This window comes from Thermostichus sp. MS-CIW-26 (assembly GCF_054059115.1).
Map to the genome: position 1 here is coordinate 122,838 of NZ_JBSSBV010000001.1, position 20,039 is coordinate 142,876.

The window sequence follows — 20,039 nt, forward strand, 5'->3', positions numbered from 1 at the left end:
TTATTGACTAGAGTCATGCTCTAAGGATCCCCACAATTGGAAATTGCTTGGAAATCGCCGCACGTCTGCCTTGGCTGTAGCCTGTGGCCCCGAAAAAGGCTATTGCGCCTGCTGCTGGGACAGGGCTGACACCAACTTTTCTCCCATTTCCTGGCAACCCACTAAAGTCATTCCCTCAGAGTAGAGGTCTGGGGTGCGGTACCCTTGCGCCAAAACGGCTTCTACCGTCTGTTCGATGCGGTCGGCAGCTTGCGGCTGATCCAGGGAGTAGCGGAGCATCAGGGCGCCGGAGAGCACCTGGGCAATGGGGTTGGCTTTGTCTTGTCCGGCAATGTCGGGAGCCGACCCATGTACCGGCTCGTATAGGCCGGGGCCAGAGGATCCCAGAGAGGCAGAGGGCAGCATACCAATAGAGCCGGTCAGCATGGCCGCTTCATCGGAGAGGATATCGCCGAAGAGATTGCCCGTGAGGATGACGTCGAACTGCTTGGGCCAGCGCACCAACTGCATGGCGGCATTGTCGATGTACAGGTGGGAAAGTTCCACCTCCGGGTACTCAGCCGCAATGACATTGACCCGCTCCCGCCACAGTTGCGACACCTCGAGAACGTTGGCTTTGTCCACCGAGCAGAGCTTGCGCCGGCGTTTGCGGGCCAGCTCAAAGGCAACTCGGGCAATCCGATCCACCTCAGCTTCGCTGTAGACCATGGTGTTCACGCCACGCCGGGATCCCTGGGCATCCGTGAAGATTCCCTTGGGCTGGCCGAAGTAGATGCCCCCCGTCAGCTCTCGCACCACCACCAGGTCGATCCCCGAGATCACCTCTGGCTTCAGGGAGGAAGCCCCCACCAGTTGAGGGAAGACTTTTACCGGGCGCAAGTTGGCAAACAGCCCCAGCCCCGCCCTCAAGCCCAACAAGGCCCGCTCCGGGCGTTTCTCAGGAGGCAGAGCGTCATACTTGAAGTCGCCGACAGCAGCCAGATAAACGGCATCGCTCTCTTGAGCCATTTTCAGGGTTTCTGCCGGCAAGGGATCCCCGGTCTGGTCGTAGGCAGCCCCGCCGATCAGGCCCTCTTGCCACTGGAGAGCAAATCCCATCTGCCGGGCAACTGCATCCAAAACGGCTCGTCCCACCCGCATGATTTCGGGGCCGATGCCATCTCCGGCAAGGGCTGTGATCCGATAGGTTCGAGCAGTTGAAGAAGAAGTGCTCATGAGCGGTCAAGCTGAAGATGAGGGCGTAGAGATACTACCATTTCGGCGGACTTGCCCATCCCTTGGCACACAGGTTTGCAGACAACTCCTCTAAAAAGCTCTCCAAATAACAAAGTGCAGCCTGGCCACCAACCTGCTGCACTCTGATGGTGATTCTGATGGTGATGATGACGATCAACCCATCAAGCGGGAGTCCCAGATGTTCTTTTAGAACAAGCCCAAGCTGACCCACTTATCCAAGGGCAAGGTGGCACCTATGCCCAGGTAGAGGGTGACCAAGGTGCCGATCAGGAACACCGTTGTCGCCACTGGGCGGCGCAAGGGGTTTTGGAACTTGTTGACGTTTTCGATGAAGGGCACAAACAAGAGACCCACAGGAATGGCAGACATCAGAGCAATTCCCAACAGCTTGTTGGGAGCAATCCGCAGGATGTGGAAGGCGGGGTAGAGATACCATTCCGGCAGAATTTCCAGAGGCGTAGCAAAGGGATCCGCCGGCTCCCCTACACCTGCCGGATCCATGACTGACAGGCCAACGATCACTCCAATAGTGCCCAGGATCACCACCGGAAACATAAAGAGCAAGTCGTTGGGCCAAGCGGGCTCGCCATAGGTCATGTGGCCCATGTTTTTCTTCAGCTTGGCTACAACTTTGGGATTGTCTAGGTCAACCTTGCGGGTAATGGCCTCGGTCGCTATCACCTGTTTTGAGACAGCCATGAGAGTTCTCCTTATCTAGGGGCAAAAGTTCTGAAAAAGTGGCAGGTAAAGATCCCAGTTACCAGGAAAGTCAAAGGCGTCTGGGAGTCAAACCTTGCTCACAAAGGCCCAGAAATGCCTTGGCGGCGGATCATCAAAAAGTGCATGGTCATAAAGACTGCGGTCAGCCAGGGTAGCACGAAAGTGTGCAAGCTGTAGAAGCGAGTCAGGGTAGCTTGACCCACTGCTTCGCCACCCCGGATCAGTTGCACCAACAAGTCGCCCACCACCGGAATGGCACTGGGCACACCGGAGACGATCTTGACCGCCCAGTAGCCCACCTGATCCCAGGGCAGGGAGTAGCCGGTAACGCCAAAGGAGACGGTCAGCACCGCCAAGATTACACCGGTTACCCAGGTCAGCTCGCGGGGCTTCTTGAATCCCCCCGTCAGGTAAACCCGGAAGGTGTGTAGGATCATCATCAGCACCATCATGGAGGCACTCCAACGGTGGATGGAGCGCAGCAGCCAGCCGAAGTTCACCTGGGTCATGATGTAGTTCACCGACTCAAAAGCCTCGGCCACCGTCGGACGATAGTAAAACGTCATGGCGAAGCCGGTGGCAAACTGAATTAAGAAGCACACCAGCGTCACCCCGCCGAGGCAGTAGAAGATGTTAACGTGAGGCGGAATGAATTTTCCCGTTGCGTCGTCGACGAAAGGCGTAATCTCCAGCCGCTCGTCCAACCAGTCGTAAACTTTGCTCATAATGCCTGCAATTCTTGAAATTGGATCTCGAGGGCGGGGCATGCCCACCCCACTCAGCAATGTAACACAATCTTTTAACACCATCCTGGCGTCGGGCTCAGCTTGGGGACGAAGATCTCGATCCCAGGAGGCCAGGCAAGTTTTCGATATTGCGTTTTGTTCATGTTTCTTAATGTTTTTTGGGATCGATGGTTGTGCAGAAGCCGAGATACACAGGGATCCGCTGGAGAGGGTGGGGGATCCGCCTTGTCTTGCTTGGGTGTTTGCTCTGGGCGAGTTTGGGCATTGGCGCCTGTCCAGGGCAGGCCAGCCGCTGGGGAGAAGAGCAGCAACTGCTGGCGCAGGCTTGGGCCTATGTGGATCGGGCCTATGTGGATCCGGGGTTTAACGGGCAAAACTGGTGGCAGGTGCGGCAACGGTTTCTCTCCCGGCCCCTGAAGGAGCGCAAGCAGACTTACCAGGCCATCGAGGAGATGTTGGCCACTCTGGGGGATCCCTTTACCCGCTTTCTGGACAGAGAGCACTACCTCAGCCTGCAGACCTCTACAGCCGGCGAGCTGAGTGGTGTCGGCTTGCAGATTGCTATCGACGAGCAAGGCGCTGTGCGGGTGATTGCCCCCATGGAAGGCACTCCTGCCGAGCAGGCCGGGATCCAACCCCAGGATGAGATTTTGGCGGTGGATCGGGTGCCGGTGGCGGGGCTGAGCCTGGACGAAGTGGCCGAGCGGATGCGGGGGCGCAGCGGCACGCCGGTTACTTTGAAGCTGAGGCGGCAGGATCGCATTTGGGAGGTGGAGCTGGTACGCCAATCGATCACCATCAACCCCGTGCGCACCCGTTTTTTTGAGCTGCCTCAGGGATCGGTGGCCTACATTCGCCTCAGCCAGTTCAACGGCAATGCTGCCGCTCAAGTCCGCCAAGCCATTCGGGCCGCAGAAGCTCAAGGGGTGCGGGGCTACATTCTCGATTTGCGCAACAATCCGGGGGGACTCTTGCAGGCGGCCATTGAGATCGCCCGCTTCTGGATCCCCAAGGGTGACATTGTGCTGGTGACGGATCGCCACGGCATTCAAGACAGCATTCCCGCCACCGGCGAGGTGCTCACAGAGGCGCCGCTGGTGGTCTTGGTAAATCAGGGCAGCGCCAGTGCCAGTGAAGTGTTGGCCGGGGCACTTCAGGATAGTGGGCGAGCCCAACTGGTGGGAACGCGCACCTTTGGCAAGGGTCTGATTCAATCCCTGCTGGAGCTGGCGGATGGATCGGGGCTGGCGGTGACCACGGCCAAGTACCTCACCCCCAGCGGCCACGACATTCATCGCCAGGGGATCCAGCCCGATGTGGTGGTGGCGGAGGGATCCATTCCCCTGACGGCAGAAACCTTGGCCGGGCCGGAGGACATCCAGCTGCAGCGAGCCTTGGAGTTGTTGGGGCAGACCCAAGGGATCCCGGTGGCCAAAAGCGGGTGAGGGAGGAGATCCCGCTCCAGGCCCAGATCTCAATCGTTGGCATTAGGATTTGGATTCCTGTTTGTTTTCAATTCGTTTTAGGATCAGAGGCAGGGTTTTCTGGGCCACTTCTCGGCTCCAGCGCCGGTTTCTGACTCTGTCCGCTCCCGCCCGCATGAACGCCATCCAGCAATTTCACCACTTTTTCAACTGCTGCATTGGAGCTTGGCGCACAGAGCGCACCTACCATTACCTAGACCGTGGCGAGGTGGAGCGCTCCCGCACCGAGTTCACCATTCGCACCCTCACCCCTGAGCTCAAGCACAAGGTGCTCGCCGACAACAACTACCCCAACCACAACGTGGATGGTTTTCTGGGCTTTCACTTGGCTTTTGAGACGGTTTCCGAAAAGGGTGAGGAGGCCGGGCAAGAGCTGAACATGCTGTTTGTCCCTCGGCAGGAAACCCCCCTGGGGCTGCAGGGAGACTACCTGCGGGATCGGGCCTATGAGGAAGATCGCCCGATGGTGGCGACTTTCCGGTTTGATCCCGGATCCCTGCAACTGGTGATGACCACCACCTACACTCGTGTGGTTGCTGTAGATACCATCACTCTACTGAATCCGCGCCTGCGCCTGCGGCAGATCCTTACCTACCAACGTCCCCCTCAGGGTCAGCCTTTGCAGGAGCTGTTGCTGGTGGGGTTTGGGGTAGAACAGAAGCTGACGTGACCTACTCCCGCACTCATGCTGATGCAAAGCGCTCCGCGCCGCTAAAGCGAGAGAGGACGGGGCTTCCCGGCGGTCTAGCTAACCTGCGGATCCTGAGCATGACGCTTCCCAAAGACCTGAGATTGTCTCAGCACTTGGCTCTGATCCAGTTGAGGTTCGAGCGAGGACAATACCGGCAGGCGCTAGAGGAGGTTAAGCAGGCCCAAAGCCGCTATCCGCAGTCGGGTAAGCTACGGCTCTGGCAGGCCCTGGCCCAAGAAGCCCTTGGCGAAACGCAGGAGGCCATCCTGTTGGCCCAAACCTTGCTGCGCAACCCAGATCCAGAAGTTGCCCAGCAGGCTCGCTATGTCTTGGGCATCTGGCAAGCCCCTCGTCTGCGGCGTCCAGCGGAGTGGTTGAGCGAAATTCCCGATCTCAGCCGGCTGGAGGAAGCTGATCCCCCAGAGTACCGCTTGGCCTATGGGCGCTCCCAACGCAAAGGCCCTTCCCCAAGATCTGGCGCTCCTTCTGGGGATCCCCTCAGCCGCCGGGCAGCGGATCCCCCGCTGGACACTAAGCCCCTCATCTGGGTGTTGATCGGGATCCTCTCGACCCTGCTGGCCGTGATGGCTTGGCTGCCCTAGAGGGGGGTATAACCCTCGCCGCTGCTGGGTTAGTGGGGAGCATGCCTCTAACCCCCAAAACCCTGAACTTTGCTGAATTTACTGAGCTTTAGGCGGTTTGGCAAAAGTCATTGAGAGGGATATAGTAGACCAAGTTTCCCCCTGATCCTTGAGTCCACCGCAACGGTTGCCGGGAAGTGAAGGGGGAAAGCGCTCGGGGGGTATTCCTCAGGGCTTTGCGGGATACCGCCTTCCTGTTTGGACTCCGTCCCGCTGACGCGAACAGAGATAGGCAGGATGCGATCGCTTCTTTCCTGAACCATGTTCAGGAGAGTTCAGCGTGAATGTATCAGATACTGGGAATAGAGGAGACGCTAGGTCTAGCTCAGGGGAGCGGATCTGCGTCCAGGGATCCCGACAGGCTCCTCGGCAATTGGGGCAGAAAGCGGAGGTTAAGAGTGGCTACACAAACATTGGTGATGGATGCAGTGGAGCAGTTGGGCCTGCGGGTCACGCTGGGAGATATTGCATCCAGCACGGGCTTGGCTCTACACGAGGCCAAACAAGAGCTGCTGAATTTGGCCCAAAAGGCGGAGGGGCATCTCCAGGTTTCCCGGCAGGGGGAGATTACCTATGTTTTCCCGCCGGATTTTCGCAGCATTCTCAAGCGCAAGGAGCAGCAGGATCGGCTAGCAGCCCTGCGTCGCCGGTTGTGGAGGGGCTTCCTCTATGGGTTGCGCATCTCCTTTGGCATCCTGCTGGTGGTGTCGATTGTCTTGATTGTCCTAGCGTTGATTGCCTTGCAGATGGCCAGTAGCCGCGAGCAGGACAATCGCAGCCGATCGCGGGGGATAGGGTTTTATTACTTCCCCAACCTTTGGATCGGCAACCCCTTCTGGGATCCCTATCCCTACTATGGCAGCTACTCCGGTCGGACGCGCCCCCACCAGCCGCAAAAATCCGAGCTGAACTTCCTGGAAGCGGTGTACAGCTTCCTCTTTGGGGACGGGGATCCCAATGCCAACCTGGAGGAGGAGCGCTATGCCCTCATTGGCCAACTGATTCGTGCCAATGGGGGGGTGATCGCAGCGGAACAGGTGTTGCCCTATCTGGATGTGGAGCCGGGATCCCCGGCCTTGGAATACGAAGATTACATGCTGCCCATTTTGCTCAAGTTCGACGGTCAGCCGGAGGTCAGCGAGGACGGGGACATTGTCTACCGCTTTCCGGAACTGCAGGTGGCCGCCTCAGAGCGCAAGCCCAAGGGGATCCCTGAGGTGTTGCAGGAGAAACCTTGGGTGTTCAGCCGGGCCACGCCTGGTCAACTGACCCTGGCAGGAGGCTTGGGAGTTCTCAATTTCTTTCTGGCTGCCATTCTCTATGGGGCACGGGAGGAGGTGGCAGCGGCAGCCGGCAGCAATGCTTTTTTGGCCTTCATCTACCCGTTGATCGGCTTCCTCTTCCTCTACGGCACGCTGTTTTTGGCGGTGCCCGCCGTTCGGTGGTTGACCTTGCAAATCCGCAACCAGGGAGTGGAGCGTCGCAATCGTGTCCGGCAGCTTTGGCGAGAGCATCTGCAGCATCCCACAGAGGCGCTGCTGCGCAAACTCAACTTTGCCCGCCGCTTCCGCCGTCAAGAAGTTGTGCCAGAGTCGGACACCATTTACTCAACCGACCGGGATTTGATCGAGCAGCGGGACTACCGTCTGGACGATCCGGTGTTCCGCCAGCTTTTGGAATCCAAAGCTCAGCAGGATCGCCCCGAAACCGAACAAGTGCGCCAGCCGCGTCCCCTCTAGAGAGGTCATGGCCGTTGGGCAAACTCCCGGTCTGCCGTTTGAGCTGAGACCCATTCGAGTTTCTTGCCCAGCCGGAGAATCCGGTGCTTGGGTTTGCTTGGACTTCTTTCTCCCCAGGAGAACTCACAGCAACCACTCCGAGACCCGCTCCCCCACCTTCTGCAAATCCAGAGGAATGGCCACCGCTTTGCCCATACGGGGTCTCTGACGGGTGGACTCGATCTCCCGGCGCACCGATTCCCACACCCCCCAAGCCTGCAAATGGGCCAGCACGTTCTCCAAGTGGGCCAGATACTCCGCCTCGCTCAAGGGAAAGGAGGGCTGCTCCAGGTAGCGCCACATCACCAGCAACACCACCTTCTGCTGGATACGCCGCAGCTGCACGTCGTAGGAATAGCCCCACTTCTCGCGCAACAAAGCTTGAAAGTCGGATCCCTTCATCAGACTTGTCTGAGGCTGGCTTGGATCTGGCTCCAATCGCGCTGGGTGGGCCGCTCACCTTGGGAAGGAAGGCCACGGCCTCTTACAGTGTTACATTTCTTAACGATATTGGCCAGAGGGGTCGGTTAGGATGATGTCGCTTGTCAACGAACGTTAAAACTTCTCAGGTCTGCATTTGCCATTATGACGGAAGCGGTTAGCAACTTTGAAGCGCCCCCCATGAGCCGGCGGGTTCTTCTCAATGCCCTGCTCAGCGGCTCTGTGGGAGTCGTGGTGGTGGGCGCCCTCTACCCGGTGGTGAAGTACTTTATCCCGCCCTCTGCCGGTGGAGGGGGTGAGGGCCTCATAGCTCAGGACGCTCTCGGCAAGCCCATCAGCGTCAGTGAACTGTTGGCCACCCATGCTGCCACGGACCGGGTGCTGGCCCAAGGTTTGAAAGGGGATCCCACCTACATCGTGATCGACAACGGGGCGGTGGCCAACTATGGCCTCAACGCGGTTTGTACCCACCTCGGTTGCGTGGTGCCCTGGAATGTGGGGGAAAACTTGTTTAAGTGCCCTTGCCACGGATCCCAGTATGCGGCCAATGGCAAGGTGATCCGGGGACCGGCTCCCCGCTCGCTGGAGCTGGTGAGCGCCACTGTGGATGGCGACAACGTCCGCTTCAGCCCTTGGCAAGGCCCCGATTTCCGGGAAACCTAAAGGGCAAGGGATCCCGCTGGCTGTGCCGGCTTTTGCCGAACGATTTGGGGCAAATTGTCGAGATGGCTGTTCCAAGACTGTGTCCTAAACCTGTGATGGAAATTCATTCTGAGCTGAGAGTTATGAAGCGAATCTGCTTGGCCTTCTGTGGGCTGCTGCTGTTGCTGGGGATGGGGGCACGTCCGGCGGCAGCCTACCCCTACTATGCCCAGATGGCCTACGACAACCCCCGCGAGGCGACTGGAAAAATTGTCTGTGCCAACTGCCACCTGAACGCCATGCCCACTCGCGCCGAGGTGCCCCAGGCCGTCACCCCCGGCCAGGTGTTCACCATCAAAGTTGGGATCCCTTATGACCTGAGCAAGCAGCAGGTGCTGGCAGACGGCAGCAAGGGTGGGTTGAATGTGGGCGCGGTGGTGGTCTTGCCGGAGGGCTTCCGTTTAGCCACCGAAGCCGAGATGACCGAGGAACAACGGCAGGAAACCGCCGAGACCTACATCACCCCCTACAGCGACGCGAAGCCCAATATCCTCTTGGTCGGGCCTTTGCCGGGCGAGCAGCATCAAGAAATCGTCTTCCCGGTGGTGGCCCCTGACCCGAAAGAGGATCCCTCGGTGGCCTTCATGAAGTATCGCGTTTACATCGGGGCCAACCGAGGTCGCGGTCAGCTCAACCCCGACGGCAGCCTCAGCAACAACAACGTCTTCCGCGCTCCGGCCACCGGGCGTCTAGTCAACATCGCCACCCTCAACTCCGATATCAGCGATCTGCCGGCTGAATTGGCCAGCCTGGTGCCCCCGGAATACGAGCTGCCGGGCACGAGAGTTCTCAGCTTCGAGACCGAAAGCGGGATCCAAAACCTGGTGGTGCCGCCTGGGCCGGAACTGGTGGTTGCCGTTGGCGACAGCGTCAAAGAAGGGGATCCCGTCACCAACAATCCCAATGTGGGCGGCTTTGGCCAGGTGGAGCGGGATCTGGTGCTGCAAAGCCCGGAGCGGGTGAAATGGCTGGTGGCTTTCCTGGCAGCCGTTACGATTGCCCAGCTCTTATTGGTGCTCAAGAAAAAGCAGGTGGAGCTCATTCAAGCCGCCGAAATCCTTGGCTAGCTCAAGCTCTTTCCTGGCCTGCACCTCGGAGGTATCCGAGGTGTTTTTTGTTCTGTAGGGCTGATAGCAGTCGTGGTTTTTATTACCATCTATTTCAACTGCTCGCCCTAGCGGGCCGGAGGCCTTGTTCCCTGCCGCTAGCACCCTAGTCGACAACGGTTCTAAGGCAGCCTCAGCTCTCCTCTGATCACCAGCACCGCTTGCCCAGCAATCTCCACCCGTGAGCCTCGATCTCGGCACCACAGCTCGCCCCCGCGGGCCGAGAGCTGGTGAGCCTTCAAATCAAGTCGGCCCAGGCGTTTGGCCCAATAGGGCATCAAAAGACACTGGGCGGATCCCGTCACTGGATCTTCCGGGATCCCCAGCCGAGGGGCAAAAACGCGGCAGACAAAATCCGGCCCATTCCCCAGAGCCGCCCCAGAGGCTGTGACGATCAACCCCGGAACGGGGAGTGCTTGAACCTGGGCCAGATCCGGTTGCACCTGCTGCACCTGTCCCGCCGAAGCCAGCACCGCTACCCCCATGTCCCCCCGGTATAGCTCCACGGGTGGGATCCCTAAAGCCGCTGCCACCTGCTCCTTGGCTTCTGGCCAAGGTTCCGGAGTTTGAGCAGGAAAATCCATGGCCAGGCGATCCCCTTGCCGCCGCACCTGCAACAGGCCACTGCGGGTGGAAAAGGCTACCCTCTCCGCCTCAGGATGCACCTCGGTGAACAGCACATGGGCACCAGCCAAGGTGGCGTGGCCACAGAGATCCACCTCCGTCGTCGGCGTAAACCAGCGCAGCCCATAGTGGGGAACCTCGCCCTGGGATCCCTGGGGAAGTAAAAAAGCCGTCTCCGACAAATTGTTCTCTGCGGCAATGGCCTGCATCAGTGCCTGCGGCAGCTCCTGAGGCAGCAAACACACCGCCGCGGGGTTACCTGCAAAAGGCACTGCCGTAAACGCATCCACCTGAAACAACGGGATCCACACCTTCTCAACCAAGCCCAACTCAGGTCATGATCCCACAGCAGACCCCAAAGTAGGGGGATCCGCACCCCGACCGTACCCGCCAAAAGCGGGATCCCACCGACAAAGGCTATTGTCAGGCCAGAAAGTTGGCTGATAAACTAGCACTCGTAAGTCGAGAGTGCTAAGTCGCTTCCCTTCGGGGAAGTGGAGCTAATGGAAATGAAAACTTCAGCTTCGTGCTTTAGGATCACGGAGGACATTTGTCATGGCTGCAGTAGCTCTTAACGTCTCTACCCTGAAGCCGCTGGGCGACCGCGTGCTGGTCAAAATCGCTCAGCAGGACGAGAAAACCGCAGGTGGGATCTTCTTGCCGGACACTGCCAAGGAAAAGCCCCAGGTGGGGGAAGTGGTTGCTGTTGGCCCTGGCAAGCGCAACGACGAGGGCAAGCTGATCCCGATGGAACTGAAAGCCGGCGACAAAGTGCTCTACTCCAAGTATGCCGGAACCGAAGTCAAGCTGGGCAGCGATGAATATGTGCTGTTGGCCGAGCGGGACATTCTCGCCATTGTTCAGTAATGGTCAGTGATTCAGCAGCAGTTCAACGAACGATTGAATCCTTGAGACTCTGTTTCACCCTTACCTGCATTTGCATCGGAGAGGTTGACTATGGCCAAATCAATCATCTTCAGTGAAGAAGCCCGCCGCGCTCTAGAGCACGGCATGGATATTTTGGCAGAAGCCGTAGCCGTTACCCTGGGTCCCAAAGGGCGCAACGTCGTGCTGGAGAAGAAGTTTGGCGCTCCCCAAATCATCAACGATGGGGTAACCATTGCCAAAGAAATCGAGCTGGAAGACCACATTGAGAACACCGGCGTTTCCTTGATCCGGCAGGCGGCTTCCAAGACCAATGACACGGCTGGGGATGGCACCACCACGGCCACGGTCTTGGCTCACGCCATGGTGAAAGAAGGTCTGAAAAACGTGGCTGCCGGCGCCAACCCGATTGCCCTAAAGCGGGGGATCGACAAGGCGGTGAAGTTTTTGGTAGACAAAATCGCCGAACATGCCCGCCCGGTCGAAGATTCCAAAGCCATTGCCCAGGTGGCGGCCATTTCCGCCGGTAACGATGAAGAAGTGGGCCGTATGATTGCCGAGGCCATGGACAAGGTGGGCCGCGAAGGGGTGATCTCCCTGGAAGAAGGCAAGTCCATGACCACCGAGCTGGAAGTGACGGAAGGGATGCGCTTCGACAAGGGCTACATCTCCCCTTACTTCGTCACCGACACCGAGCGGATGGAAGCGGTTCTGGAAAACCCCTACATCCTCATCACCGATAAGAAGATCACCCTGGTGCAAGACCTGGTACCGGTTCTGGAGCAGGTGGCCCGCGCCGGTCGTCCTCTGCTGATCATCGCCGAAGACATCGAGAAAGAAGCGCTGGCTACCCTGGTGGTGAACAAGCTGCGGGGTGTGCTGAGCGTGGTGGCGGTGAAAGCGCCTGGCTTCGGGGATCGCCGCAAGGCTATGTTGGAAGACATTGCCATCCTGACCGGCGGTGAGGTAATCAGCGAAGAGCGCGGCCTGAAGCTGGAGAACGCTCGCCTCGATTCCTTCGGCACTGCCCGTCGCGTCACGGTAACCAAAGACAATACCACCATCGTGGCGGAAGGCAACGAAGCGGCCGTGAAAGCTCGTTGCGAGCAAATTCGCCGTCAAATTGAGGAAACCGACTCCACCTACGACAAAGAAAAACTGCAAGAGCGCCTGGCCAAGCTCTCCGGCGGTGTGGCAGTGATCAAAGTGGGCGCGGCCACTGAAACCGAGATGAAAGACCGCAAGTTGCGCCTGGAAGATGCCATCAACGCCACCAAAGCGGCGGTAGAAGAAGGGATCGTTCCCGGCGGCGGTACCACCTTGGCACACCTGATCCCAGTGGTAACCGAGTGGGCGCAAGCCAACCTGTCCGGCGATGAACTGGTGGGGGCCAACCTGGTCGCCCGCGCTCTGGGCGCTCCGCTGCGCCGCATTGCTGAGAACGCCGGCCAAAACGGCTCCATTGTGCTGGAGCGGGTGAAAGATAAGCCCTTCAACACCGGCTACGATGCTCAGAACGACGCCTTCGTGGATATGTTCGAGGCGGGCATTGTAGACCCGGCCAAGGTTACCCGTTCTGCCCTGCAAAACGCTGCTTCCATTGCGGGGATGGTGCTGACCACCGAAGCGATCGTGGTGGACAAGCCCGAGCCCAAAACCAACACGCCGGCAAGCAGCGGCAGCGGCATGAGTGACTACGACTACTGATCTGTTGATTGCCACAGGGAGGCGGATCCCTGAGGCTCACCGAAGAGCCCATGGGCACTTCGCTTCCTGGCCAGGCATCTTGGATGAATCTTTCGGGATCCCCTGGTGGGATCCCTTTTTTATGGATTTTTATTTTTTATCAAGACAGGCGAGCTGGCGGGATCATTCCCAATACCCATGCAACAGCAGCGCAACTGTCTGTGACGTTGATCCCCCTCTACCTTTGGGAGAGGGGCTGGGGGTGAGGGTGCCGGAGCCATGCAATCGGGAACTGCCTCAAACTGGCTCTTGGAAATGGCTTTGATCTGTCGAACTTGAGGAAAAGGGGAAGGCGGTGTGGCTCAGTTGATTTGCATTGGCCTGGATCTGGCTTGGTCGCCCCGCAACCCTTCCGGTCTGGCCACGCTGCGAGTCCAGCTCGGGGATCCCGGCAGGCAGAACTTGACAGGCCATCTGGTCGATAGCCGCATTCTCCAAACGGATGAGGAGATCCTGGACTATATTCAAGCTCAGGCGGGAGGGGATCCCTGCTTGGTGGCGGTGGATGCGCCCTTGCGGGTTCCCAACCTCACAGGACAACGGCGGGCCGAGGCAGAACTGAACCAGGTGTTTCGCGCCTATGCAGCCGGGGCCCACCCGGCCAACCGCCGGTTACTGGCAAAGGACGGCCAAGTGAGAGGAGAAGCCCTGGTGCAAGCCCTAGCCAGTTATGGCTTTCGGGAGCAGGCCAACATCGAGCGAGGAAAGCTTACCCGCCAAGTAACCGAGGTCTTCCCCCATAGCGCCTTGGTCAGCCTCTTTGGCCTCAGCCGCACCCTGAAATACAAGGCTCGCCCCCGACACACCTGGCCGGAACGGCAACAAGCCTGGCAGCTTTACCAGCATCATCTGCGCTCTCTAGCTGCCGCTGACCCGGCTCTCCAGGGCCACGAGGAGCTGCTTCAAGTGGAGGTGGGATCCCTCAAGGGCCGTCGACTCAAAAACTACGAAGATCAGGTGGATGCGTTGATGTGTGCCTACATCGCCCTCTACGGGTTCCGTTGGGGATCCGAGCGCTGCCGCAGTTTCGGCAACCTGCAAGAAGGGCACATTTTCACGCCCTTGCCCCCTCGAACCTCTGAGGCTGATTGAGACCCGCTCCGGGATCGCAGGTGGAAATCCCAACCAGAAGAACAAAACTCTCGCTAGCCTTGGATCCCTCCTTGGCGGCATGATAAGAACAAGGGATCCGCAGAACAGGGGAAAAATGGACGTGCAACTGGGCCGCAATCGGCAGGCGAGACGAGCTTATGGGCTGGATGAGATCGCTCTGGCTCCGGGCAGGCGAACGCTGGATCCCAGCCTGGTGGACACCCACTTCACTCTGGGAGGGATCCAACGGCAAATCCCCATCATCGCCAGCGCCATGGATGGCGTGGTGGATGTGCGAATGGCCATTTTGCTCTCGGAGCTGGGAGCTTTCGGGGTGTTGAACCTGGATGGGATCCAAACCCGCTACGCCGATCCCGATGAGGTGTTGGATCAGATTGCGTCGGTGGGCAAAGACGAGTTTGTGCCCCTAATGCAGCGCCTCTACAGCGAGCCGGTGAAGCCAGAGCTAATCCAAGAACGCATCCGCCAGATTAAAGCCTCCGGCGCCATTGCCGCCGCTAGCTGCGTGCCCGCCCACGCCGCCCAATACGGCCCCCTGGTGGCTGAAGCCGGGGGGGATCTGTTTTTCGTCCAGGCCACGGTGGTTTCGGTGCACCACAAGGTTCCCGAAGGCATGGAACTGCTGGATCTGGCCCGATTTTGCCGGTCAATGCCCATTCCTGTTGTGGTGGGCAACTGCGTTACCTACGATGTTGCCTTGGAGCTGATGCAGGCCGGAGCTGCCGGCGTCTTGGTGGGGATCGGCCCGGGGGCTGCCTGTACTTCCCGAGGCGTGTTGGGGGTGGGGGTACCACAGGCTACAGCGATTGCCGACTGTGCCGCTGCACGGGAGCAGTTTTTGGCGGAAACCGGCGCCTACGTTCCCATCATTGCCGATGGCGGATTGGTAACCGGCGGCGATATTTGCAAGGCCATCGCCTGTGGAGCGGACGCAGTGATGATCGGATCCCCCTTGGCCCGCGCCTATGAGGCCCCCGGTCGCGGCTTTCACTGGGGCATGGCCACCCCCAGCCCCATCTTGCCCCGCGGCACCCGCATCCGCGTGGGATCCACCGGCACCTTGGAAGAAATCTTGCGCGGCCCCGCCCGCCTGGACGACGGCACCCACAACCTCTGGGGTGCTCTGCGCACCAGCATGGCCACCTTGGGGGCTGCCAATCTTCGAGAAATGCAGCAGGTGGAGATCTGCATTGCCCCTTCCCTGCTCACAGAGGGGAAGGTGTACCAGAAGGCGCAAAGCCTGGGCATGGGGAAATAGTCCTTTGGGAATGCTAAACTCGGTGGACTGGGATCCCTCGGGGGCGGTTAGCTCAGCGGTAGAGCGCCTGCCTTACAAGCAGGATGTCACTGGTTCGAGTCCGGTACCGCCCATCCCCACCGGAGCTTGCAGCTTGAGAGCTCTGTCTTGGTTTGGGATACACCCGCTAGCCAGAGCCGGATCCCTGAGGTAGAGTAGTGGATATCGAGCCTCGATCATCTACCGCAGTTGGGTCTCGCATTGAGTCTCGCGCAGAAAGTGTGTAAAGTGGTAGACGATGTGGACTTCGGCTGTATCATGTCTTCCCAGAGTCCGCGATTGCCAGGCTCGTTGTTGAGGTAGGCAGTTTGTCGCTTCTATGAGGACATCCCTACAGTCAAAAAGGTGTGAGGAAAAGAACAAGGAGAGAAACATGCCCGCGAAACACGCGAACTACTGGAAAACGCTGCTGGCCGGCACTCTGGGCGCAGCGGCGGTCTTGACCCCTGGAGTGGCTTATGCCCAAGCTACCGGGCCGGTCACCTCCATCTCTGAGCTTTCGGATGTGCAGCCCACCGACTGGGCCTTCCAAGCCCTGCAATCCTTGGTGGAGCGCTACGGTTGTATTGCCGGCTACCCTGACCGCACCTTCCGCGGCAACCGGGCTATGACTCGCTTTGAGTTTGCCGCCGGTATGAACGCCTGCTTGGATCGCATCAATGAGTTGATTGCAGCCGGTTTGGCCGACAAAGTCTCCAAGGAAGACTTGGCCACTCTGCAGCGCTTGCAAGAGGAATTTGCTGCTGAGCTGGCAGCCCTGCGCGGGCGGGTGGATGCCCTGGAAGCCGATGTTACTGATTTAAAAGGGAAGGTCTTCAACCCGGTTACCAAGTTGAATGCCCAAGTCATCGCCGCTGTTGTAGGCAGCGCTCTCACGGAAGACAGAGTTGTTGATGGGAAGGTAGTAGCAGAGCAAAACCAAGCCAACATGACTCTTCCCTATCGGGTACGCTTGAACTTCGATGCCTCTTTTGTGGGTCGCGATCGCCTGCGCATTCGTCTCCAAGCTCGCAACGCTGTGACTGAGTTCTTTGATGGGGATCCCGGCCTTGGCTTTGGCGGTGGTGGCGGTGGCACTTTCACCCTGGCCCAGCTGGTTTATCAATTCCCTGCTTTCGACCGCGCTGCTACTATCTACACGGGCATTACGGGTACGGGAGTGGGGAGCGTTCTGCAGTACAGCACGCCCTTTGATGCCCTGTCGGACTTTGCCGATCCTCCCAAATCTACGGCAGATGTGCCCAGCGGAACCCTATTTGGTTTTCGCTACCGTTTGAGCGACCAGTTTCGTTTAGCCTACGCCTACAGCACCAGGAACGCTCAAGCCTTGGGCAACGGCTTCGGCGACAGCGGTATAACCGGTAGCGACAGTGCCCACGTGGTGGAGCTGGGCTTCCTGCCGAATGAAAACCTGGAGATCTACCTGCAGTTTGCCAGTACCTATCTGCAGCAAGCAAATGACGGCCCCACCTTCCTGGCCAGCGGTACACCCCTTTTCCGCGGACCGGCAACGCAGGCCGATGTCTCTGCGCGGGTAAACGCCTTTACAGTCGCAGCCAACTGGGAGCTTAGCCCTCGCATTACCTTGTCTGGCTGGTTTACGGCTGGCAATGTGGATTACAACTTGCCCAATGTGGTACCGGCTGGCACCATCGATCCGGGTGATGAAGATTTTAACGGATTCCTGTTTGGCTTCGCCTTCCCAGATCTGTTCATTGAGGGTGCTCAAGGGGGTGTGGTTTTTGGCCAGCCAATTGTGACCACCAAAAATGAAGGAGTTTGGGATACCCGCCCGTTCATTGTGGATGTTTACTACAGCTTCCCGGTGAACGAGTACCTCACCCTTACCCCGGCGGCCTACTTTGTGAGCAACCCCAATGGTGCTCTACCTGGGGACAACGACCCAACCATTGGTGTAGGTGCTCTGCGGGCTGTGTTCAACTTCTGATGAGTTGACCTCTTTTGCAGGTTCATAGCTGGTTAGGGGATCCACTGCAGTGGATCCCTTTTTTGGTTCAAACCTTCCTTTATGGTCATTTCGATTCAGACTAGGACACTGCACCCACGTCTGAAACGTTGAGTGCATACAGCGAAGGGCTTTTTCTCTATAGCCCAGGTGTCTCACCCTAACCTGAAACGACTACAACTCCTCTGCGGGGATGACAATGCCGGCTCTGGAGAGCCTGAGGTCGGGCTCAAGACAAGGCTAGGGATTACAGAAAGCACACTGAGCGGGATCCGCCCAAGGCTCTGCCACAGGCTCGGTGTGGGTATGGGAACAGCGGGCACAGCCATATACCCACGCCTTGGTTACAGGGGTGGGGGCGCCACACTGGCCGCAGGGCAGTCCAGAGATCGAGCGGATCCGCCAGTAGCCGGGAGTGCCGCAGGCCGGGCACAGGCTTTGGGCCTTGGCGATTAGGTTTTGGGTGGCGGCTGCGATAACCTGGAGCCGGGTTGGGTTGCACATGGCCCGCATGTCGGTTTCCAGATGAAGGCCCCCTTGCCGAGTCAGCATCTCCCCCACCACCTGCTTCAGGGTCTCTTCATCTTGGATTCCTTTGTGGATGACCTGAGGCTTTTCTGGCCGGTCGAGGGCAATCAGGGCATGCTGGGGAAAACCCGCCCTTTGGGCAAAGTCCAGCGCTTCTGCCCAGCTCTGCACCCAGCGATGGCTGAAATTGGTTTGGGTGCTCTCTGCATAGCCGACCAGCTCCAAGGGCTCCGCGCCGGGTTCAAAAACCCTGAGCATGACCCACTCCTGATTCCAAGGGATCCAAGGGATCTGAGGGTGGGGGCCAAAGGACCCCTCGCTGGCCAAGCCCAGAGCTTCAGGATGATCCTGCAAAGCCCTTGCAATCTTCAGGCGCAGAGTGTGGATGGGATCCCCCGGTCGGGGCCGCTCCCGCGAGAAGGTGCCCAGTTGGTCGGTGTCAAAAGTTGCTACTTGGACTTGGATCCCCAAATGTTCGGCCAAGAGAGGGCCGATGACCTGCTCTTTGCGATGCATGGTTGCCAAGTAGGCGACCCGACCCTTCCATTGCATAGACTCAGACTTAACCTAGATCTGGCAAACGGATCCCGCAGCTTTGTGGCTCAGGCCAATTGGGGTTACTCAAACCAGGGGACTGGCCTCGAGCGGCAAGCCCAACTGGGCAACAGCCTCGGCCAAAGCCACCTCACGGCTGTCCACAAACCGCTCTGGGGGCAGCGGCAAATGTAGGTTTTCCAGGCGCTGCCGGATCCGGCCCTTGGCCCCAACAATCCACACCTGTTTGCCCCGATCCAGGGCCTCGCGAATGGCATTTTCCAAGGATAGCGTCGCCGAAACTCCCAGCATCGGCACATCTGATAGATCCACCACCAGCGCTTGGCAGGAGGCCACCGCCTGATGTTGGCGGGAAATGGCTTGGGAAACCCCGAAGATCATCGGCCCGCTCAGGTAAAACAGCAACACCTGGCCGCATCCCTGGCGCAGCAATTCCCTCTCACGGGGAGTGAGATCCACCGCATCATCGGCATCGGTAATGGCTTTCACCTCTTCGGAGTGGATCTCGCTGAGGCGTTGAATGGTGAGCAAGTTGGCCACAAACACTCCCACTCCCACGGCAGCGATGAGATCCACAAATACCGTCATGAACATCACCCCGTACATGATGGCTGCCCCTTTGAGGGAAAGGCGGTGGGCCCGCTTGAGGAAGCTCCAGTCGAGGATATCCACCCCCACCTTAAAGGCGATCCCTGCCAGCACCGCCATTGGGATCCCTTGCGTGAGGGGAGCGGCAAACAGCACCACCATCAGCAGGATTAACGCTCGGGTAATGCCGGCTAGAGGGGTACGTCCGCCCGACTGGATATTGACCACCGTGCCCATGGTTGCCCCTGCTCCCGGCAGCCCTCCCATGAAGCCGGACACCAAGTTAGCGATCCCTTGCCCGATTAGCTCTTGGTCGGAGTCGTGGCGGGTGCGGGTGAGGTTATCGGCAATCACCGCCGTCAAGAGGGTATCGATGCAGCCCAGCATCCCCAGCACCACCCCATCCAGCACCAGGTTAGCTAGAGAAGCAAAGGGCAACTGCGGCCACTGCAACTGCGGCAAACCGGTGGGGATGGGGCCAATGCGCCGCAAATCCCAATCGGCCATAAACAAGCTGGCCGCCAGCGTGCCCACGAGCAAAGCCACCAACTGCGGCGGCACCACCCGTCGCCAGGGCTTGGGATAGCCAAAAAGGATGGCAAGGGTCAGCAGCCCCAGCCCCAGCTCTGGCATCTTGAGGTTGAGCAAGTAGGTCGGCAGGTTCTGCACCGCCCCAATCACTCCCCCCTGGCTGGCGTGGCCCAGCAGCGGCGGGATCTGCAGCAAAATCATGATCCAGCCGATCCCGGACATAAAGCCGGAAATAACGCTGTAGGGCATGAGGGTGATGTATTTACCCAGTTTCAGGGATCCAAACAACACCTGAAACAAGCCCCCCAGCATCACCACGGTGAAGGCCGGCCCCAGCCCCTGCTCCGGGTAACGAGCTGTAACATTAGCAACCACCGCCGTCATCATCACAGTCATCGGCCCGGTGGGTTCGGAGATAAGCGTGGGCGTACCCCCAAACAGAGCCGCAAAAAAGCCCACACACACTGCTCCGTACAAGCCCGCCACCGGCCCTGCCCCCGAAGCCACCCCAAAGGCCAAAGCCATCGGCAAGGAAACAATCGCCGTCGTCAACCCGCCGAACAGATCCCCGCGCCAGTTGTCTAGGCTCAGACGTCGGTGCCAACCCAGAAATCTCTTGCCGCCGGACTGTTGTTCTTTCGCTTGGCTCAGCATGCCCCAA

The 20,039-nt window shown here is 59.0% G+C and carries 18 protein-coding genes and 1 tRNA gene; 12 read left to right on the forward strand and 7 right to left on the reverse strand.

Going from position 1 to position 20,039, the window contains the following annotated elements; genetic code table 11:
* Positions 1 to 99 precede the first annotated feature (99 nt).
* From leuB to petB, 3 genes are all read right to left on the reverse strand, one after another.
* Positions 100 to 1,215, reverse strand: a complete 1,116-nt coding sequence (leuB, locus tag ACVWZU_RS00535; RefSeq protein WP_457441739.1) for a 3-isopropylmalate dehydrogenase — start codon at positions 1,213 to 1,215, stop codon at positions 100 to 102.
* 207 nt (positions 1,216 to 1,422) lie between these two features.
* Complete coding sequence (petD, locus tag ACVWZU_RS00540) at positions 1,423 to 1,935, reverse strand: cytochrome b6-f complex subunit IV (RefSeq protein ID WP_457442801.1); 513 nt, start codon at positions 1,933 to 1,935, stop codon at positions 1,423 to 1,425.
* 98 nt (positions 1,936 to 2,033) lie between these two features.
* On the reverse strand, positions 2,034 to 2,681 hold the full coding sequence (petB, locus tag ACVWZU_RS00545; RefSeq protein ID WP_041436518.1) for a cytochrome b6: 648 nt from the start codon (positions 2,679 to 2,681) through the stop codon (positions 2,034 to 2,036).
* Positions 2,682 to 2,869: 188 nt separating this feature from the next.
* Here petB and ACVWZU_RS00550 point away from each other — a divergent pair, with 188 nt between their 5' ends.
* The 4 genes from ACVWZU_RS00550 (at position 2,870) to ACVWZU_RS00565 (ending at position 7,257) form a co-directional block, all read left to right on the forward strand.
* Positions 2,870 to 4,147, forward strand: coding sequence for a S41 family peptidase (locus tag ACVWZU_RS00550; protein ID WP_457442803.1), 1,278 nt, complete (start codon positions 2,870 to 2,872; stop codon positions 4,145 to 4,147).
* Positions 4,148 to 4,301: 154 nt separating this feature from the next.
* Entirely contained in the window at positions 4,302 to 4,856 is a 555-nt protein-coding gene (locus ACVWZU_RS00555) for a phycobiliprotein lyase (RefSeq protein WP_414356093.1), read from the forward strand.
* Between the two features lie 98 nt (positions 4,857 to 4,954).
* Complete coding sequence (locus tag ACVWZU_RS00560; RefSeq protein ID WP_414389191.1) at positions 4,955 to 5,479, forward strand: hypothetical protein; 525 nt, start codon at positions 4,955 to 4,957, stop codon at positions 5,477 to 5,479.
* A 437-nt stretch (positions 5,480 to 5,916) separates the two neighbouring features.
* Entirely contained in the window at positions 5,917 to 7,257 is a 1,341-nt protein-coding gene (locus ACVWZU_RS00565) for a hypothetical protein (RefSeq protein WP_457442806.1), read from the forward strand.
* A gap of 123 nt (positions 7,258 to 7,380) precedes the next feature.
* On the opposite strand, the gene ACVWZU_RS00570 is transcribed toward ACVWZU_RS00565, so the two are convergent.
* The gene (locus ACVWZU_RS00570) at positions 7,381 to 7,698 is read right to left on the reverse strand and encodes a DUF3067 family protein (RefSeq protein ID WP_457442807.1); all 318 of its coding nucleotides are present in this window, start codon (positions 7,696 to 7,698) and stop codon (positions 7,381 to 7,383) included.
* Positions 7,699 to 7,881: 183 nt separating this feature from the next.
* Between ACVWZU_RS00570 and ACVWZU_RS00575 the strand changes: the two genes are divergently transcribed.
* Positions 7,882 to 8,400: a cytochrome b6-f complex iron-sulfur subunit gene (locus ACVWZU_RS00575; protein WP_011433228.1), complete on the forward strand. Its 519-nt coding sequence runs from the start codon at positions 7,882 to 7,884 to the stop codon at positions 8,398 to 8,400.
* A gap of 122 nt (positions 8,401 to 8,522) precedes the next feature.
* Positions 8,523 to 9,506: an apocytochrome f gene (locus ACVWZU_RS00580; RefSeq protein WP_414423627.1), complete on the forward strand. Its 984-nt coding sequence runs from the start codon at positions 8,523 to 8,525 to the stop codon at positions 9,504 to 9,506.
* Positions 9,507 to 9,667: 161 nt separating this feature from the next.
* Here ACVWZU_RS00580 and ACVWZU_RS00585 read toward each other — a convergent pair whose 3' ends face one another.
* Positions 9,668 to 10,480 (reverse strand): PhzF family phenazine biosynthesis protein, encoded by an 813-nt coding sequence (locus ACVWZU_RS00585; RefSeq protein ID WP_457442875.1) that lies wholly within the window; start codon positions 10,478 to 10,480, stop codon positions 9,668 to 9,670.
* Positions 10,481 to 10,724: 244 nt separating this feature from the next.
* Here ACVWZU_RS00585 and groES point away from each other — a divergent pair, with 244 nt between their 5' ends.
* The 6 genes from groES to ACVWZU_RS00615 all read left to right on the forward strand — a co-directional run bounded on the left by groES (position 10,725) and on the right by ACVWZU_RS00615 (position 17,158).
* Positions 10,725 to 11,036 (forward strand): co-chaperone GroES, encoded by a 312-nt coding sequence (groES, locus tag ACVWZU_RS00590; RefSeq protein ID WP_011433225.1) that lies wholly within the window; start codon positions 10,725 to 10,727, stop codon positions 11,034 to 11,036.
* A gap of 90 nt (positions 11,037 to 11,126) precedes the next feature.
* Positions 11,127 to 12,761 carry a chaperonin GroEL gene (gene groL / locus ACVWZU_RS00595; RefSeq protein ID WP_011433224.1) on the forward strand — a complete coding sequence of 545 codons (1,635 nt, stop codon included), beginning with the start codon at positions 11,127 to 11,129 and terminating at the stop codon, positions 12,759 to 12,761.
* Between the two features lie 336 nt (positions 12,762 to 13,097).
* Positions 13,098 to 13,892 carry a DUF429 domain-containing protein gene (locus tag ACVWZU_RS00600; protein ID WP_457442810.1) on the forward strand — a complete coding sequence of 265 codons (795 nt, stop codon included), beginning with the start codon at positions 13,098 to 13,100 and terminating at the stop codon, positions 13,890 to 13,892.
* 115 nt (positions 13,893 to 14,007) lie between these two features.
* Positions 14,008 to 15,171 (forward strand): GuaB3 family IMP dehydrogenase-related protein, encoded by a 1,164-nt coding sequence (locus ACVWZU_RS00605; protein WP_457442812.1) that lies wholly within the window; start codon positions 14,008 to 14,010, stop codon positions 15,169 to 15,171.
* 41 nt (positions 15,172 to 15,212) lie between these two features.
* Positions 15,213 to 15,284: transfer RNA gene (locus tag ACVWZU_RS00610), tRNA-Val, on the forward strand.
* A gap of 299 nt (positions 15,285 to 15,583) precedes the next feature.
* On the forward strand, positions 15,584 to 17,158 hold the full coding sequence (locus ACVWZU_RS00615; RefSeq protein ID WP_457442814.1) for an iron uptake porin: 1,575 nt from the start codon (positions 15,584 to 15,586) through the stop codon (positions 17,156 to 17,158).
* Between the two features lie 258 nt (positions 17,159 to 17,416).
* Here ACVWZU_RS00615 and ACVWZU_RS00620 read toward each other — a convergent pair whose 3' ends face one another.
* Together ACVWZU_RS00620 and ACVWZU_RS00625 are read right to left on the reverse strand one after the other, a co-directional pair.
* Complete coding sequence (locus ACVWZU_RS00620; RefSeq protein ID WP_011433219.1) at positions 17,417 to 18,256, reverse strand: DUF6671 family protein; 840 nt, start codon at positions 18,254 to 18,256, stop codon at positions 17,417 to 17,419.
* Positions 18,257 to 18,325: 69 nt separating this feature from the next.
* Positions 18,326 to 20,032 (reverse strand): SulP family inorganic anion transporter, encoded by a 1,707-nt coding sequence (locus tag ACVWZU_RS00625; RefSeq protein ID WP_457442817.1) that lies wholly within the window; start codon positions 20,030 to 20,032, stop codon positions 18,326 to 18,328.
* Positions 20,033 to 20,039 lie beyond the last annotated feature (7 nt).

What these genes read in the sequence shown, in the direction of transcription:
- leuB (WP_457441739.1), bottom strand. Translation starts at nt 1,215, where the DNA reads ATGAGCACTTCTTCTTCAACTGCTCGAACCTATCGGATCACAGCCCTT.
- petD (WP_457442801.1), bottom strand. Translation starts at nt 1,935, where the DNA reads ATGGCTGTCTCAAAACAGGTGATAGCGACCGAGGCCATTACCCGCAAG.
- petB (WP_041436518.1), bottom strand. Translation starts at nt 2,681, where the DNA reads ATGAGCAAAGTTTACGACTGGTTGGACGAGCGGCTGGAGATTACGCCT.
- ACVWZU_RS00550 (WP_457442803.1), top strand. Translation starts at nt 2,870, where the DNA reads ATGGTTGTGCAGAAGCCGAGATACACAGGGATCCGCTGGAGAGGGTGG.
- ACVWZU_RS00555 (WP_414356093.1), top strand. Translation starts at nt 4,302, where the DNA reads ATGAACGCCATCCAGCAATTTCACCACTTTTTCAACTGCTGCATTGGA.
- ACVWZU_RS00560 (WP_414389191.1), top strand. Translation starts at nt 4,955, where the DNA reads ATGACGCTTCCCAAAGACCTGAGATTGTCTCAGCACTTGGCTCTGATC.
- ACVWZU_RS00570 (WP_457442807.1), bottom strand. Translation starts at nt 7,698, where the DNA reads ATGAAGGGATCCGACTTTCAAGCTTTGTTGCGCGAGAAGTGGGGCTAT.
- ACVWZU_RS00575 (WP_011433228.1), top strand. Translation starts at nt 7,882, where the DNA reads ATGACGGAAGCGGTTAGCAACTTTGAAGCGCCCCCCATGAGCCGGCGG.
- ACVWZU_RS00580 (WP_414423627.1), top strand. Translation starts at nt 8,523, where the DNA reads ATGAAGCGAATCTGCTTGGCCTTCTGTGGGCTGCTGCTGTTGCTGGGG.
- groES (WP_011433225.1), top strand. Translation starts at nt 10,725, where the DNA reads ATGGCTGCAGTAGCTCTTAACGTCTCTACCCTGAAGCCGCTGGGCGAC.
- groL (WP_011433224.1), top strand. Translation starts at nt 11,127, where the DNA reads ATGGCCAAATCAATCATCTTCAGTGAAGAAGCCCGCCGCGCTCTAGAG.
- ACVWZU_RS00605 (WP_457442812.1), top strand. Translation starts at nt 14,008, where the DNA reads ATGGACGTGCAACTGGGCCGCAATCGGCAGGCGAGACGAGCTTATGGG.
- ACVWZU_RS00615 (WP_457442814.1), top strand. Translation starts at nt 15,584, where the DNA reads ATGCCCGCGAAACACGCGAACTACTGGAAAACGCTGCTGGCCGGCACT.
- ACVWZU_RS00620 (WP_011433219.1), bottom strand. Translation starts at nt 18,256, where the DNA reads ATGCAATGGAAGGGTCGGGTCGCCTACTTGGCAACCATGCATCGCAAA.
- ACVWZU_RS00625 (WP_457442817.1), bottom strand. Translation starts at nt 20,032, where the DNA reads ATGCTGAGCCAAGCGAAAGAACAACAGTCCGGCGGCAAGAGATTTCTG.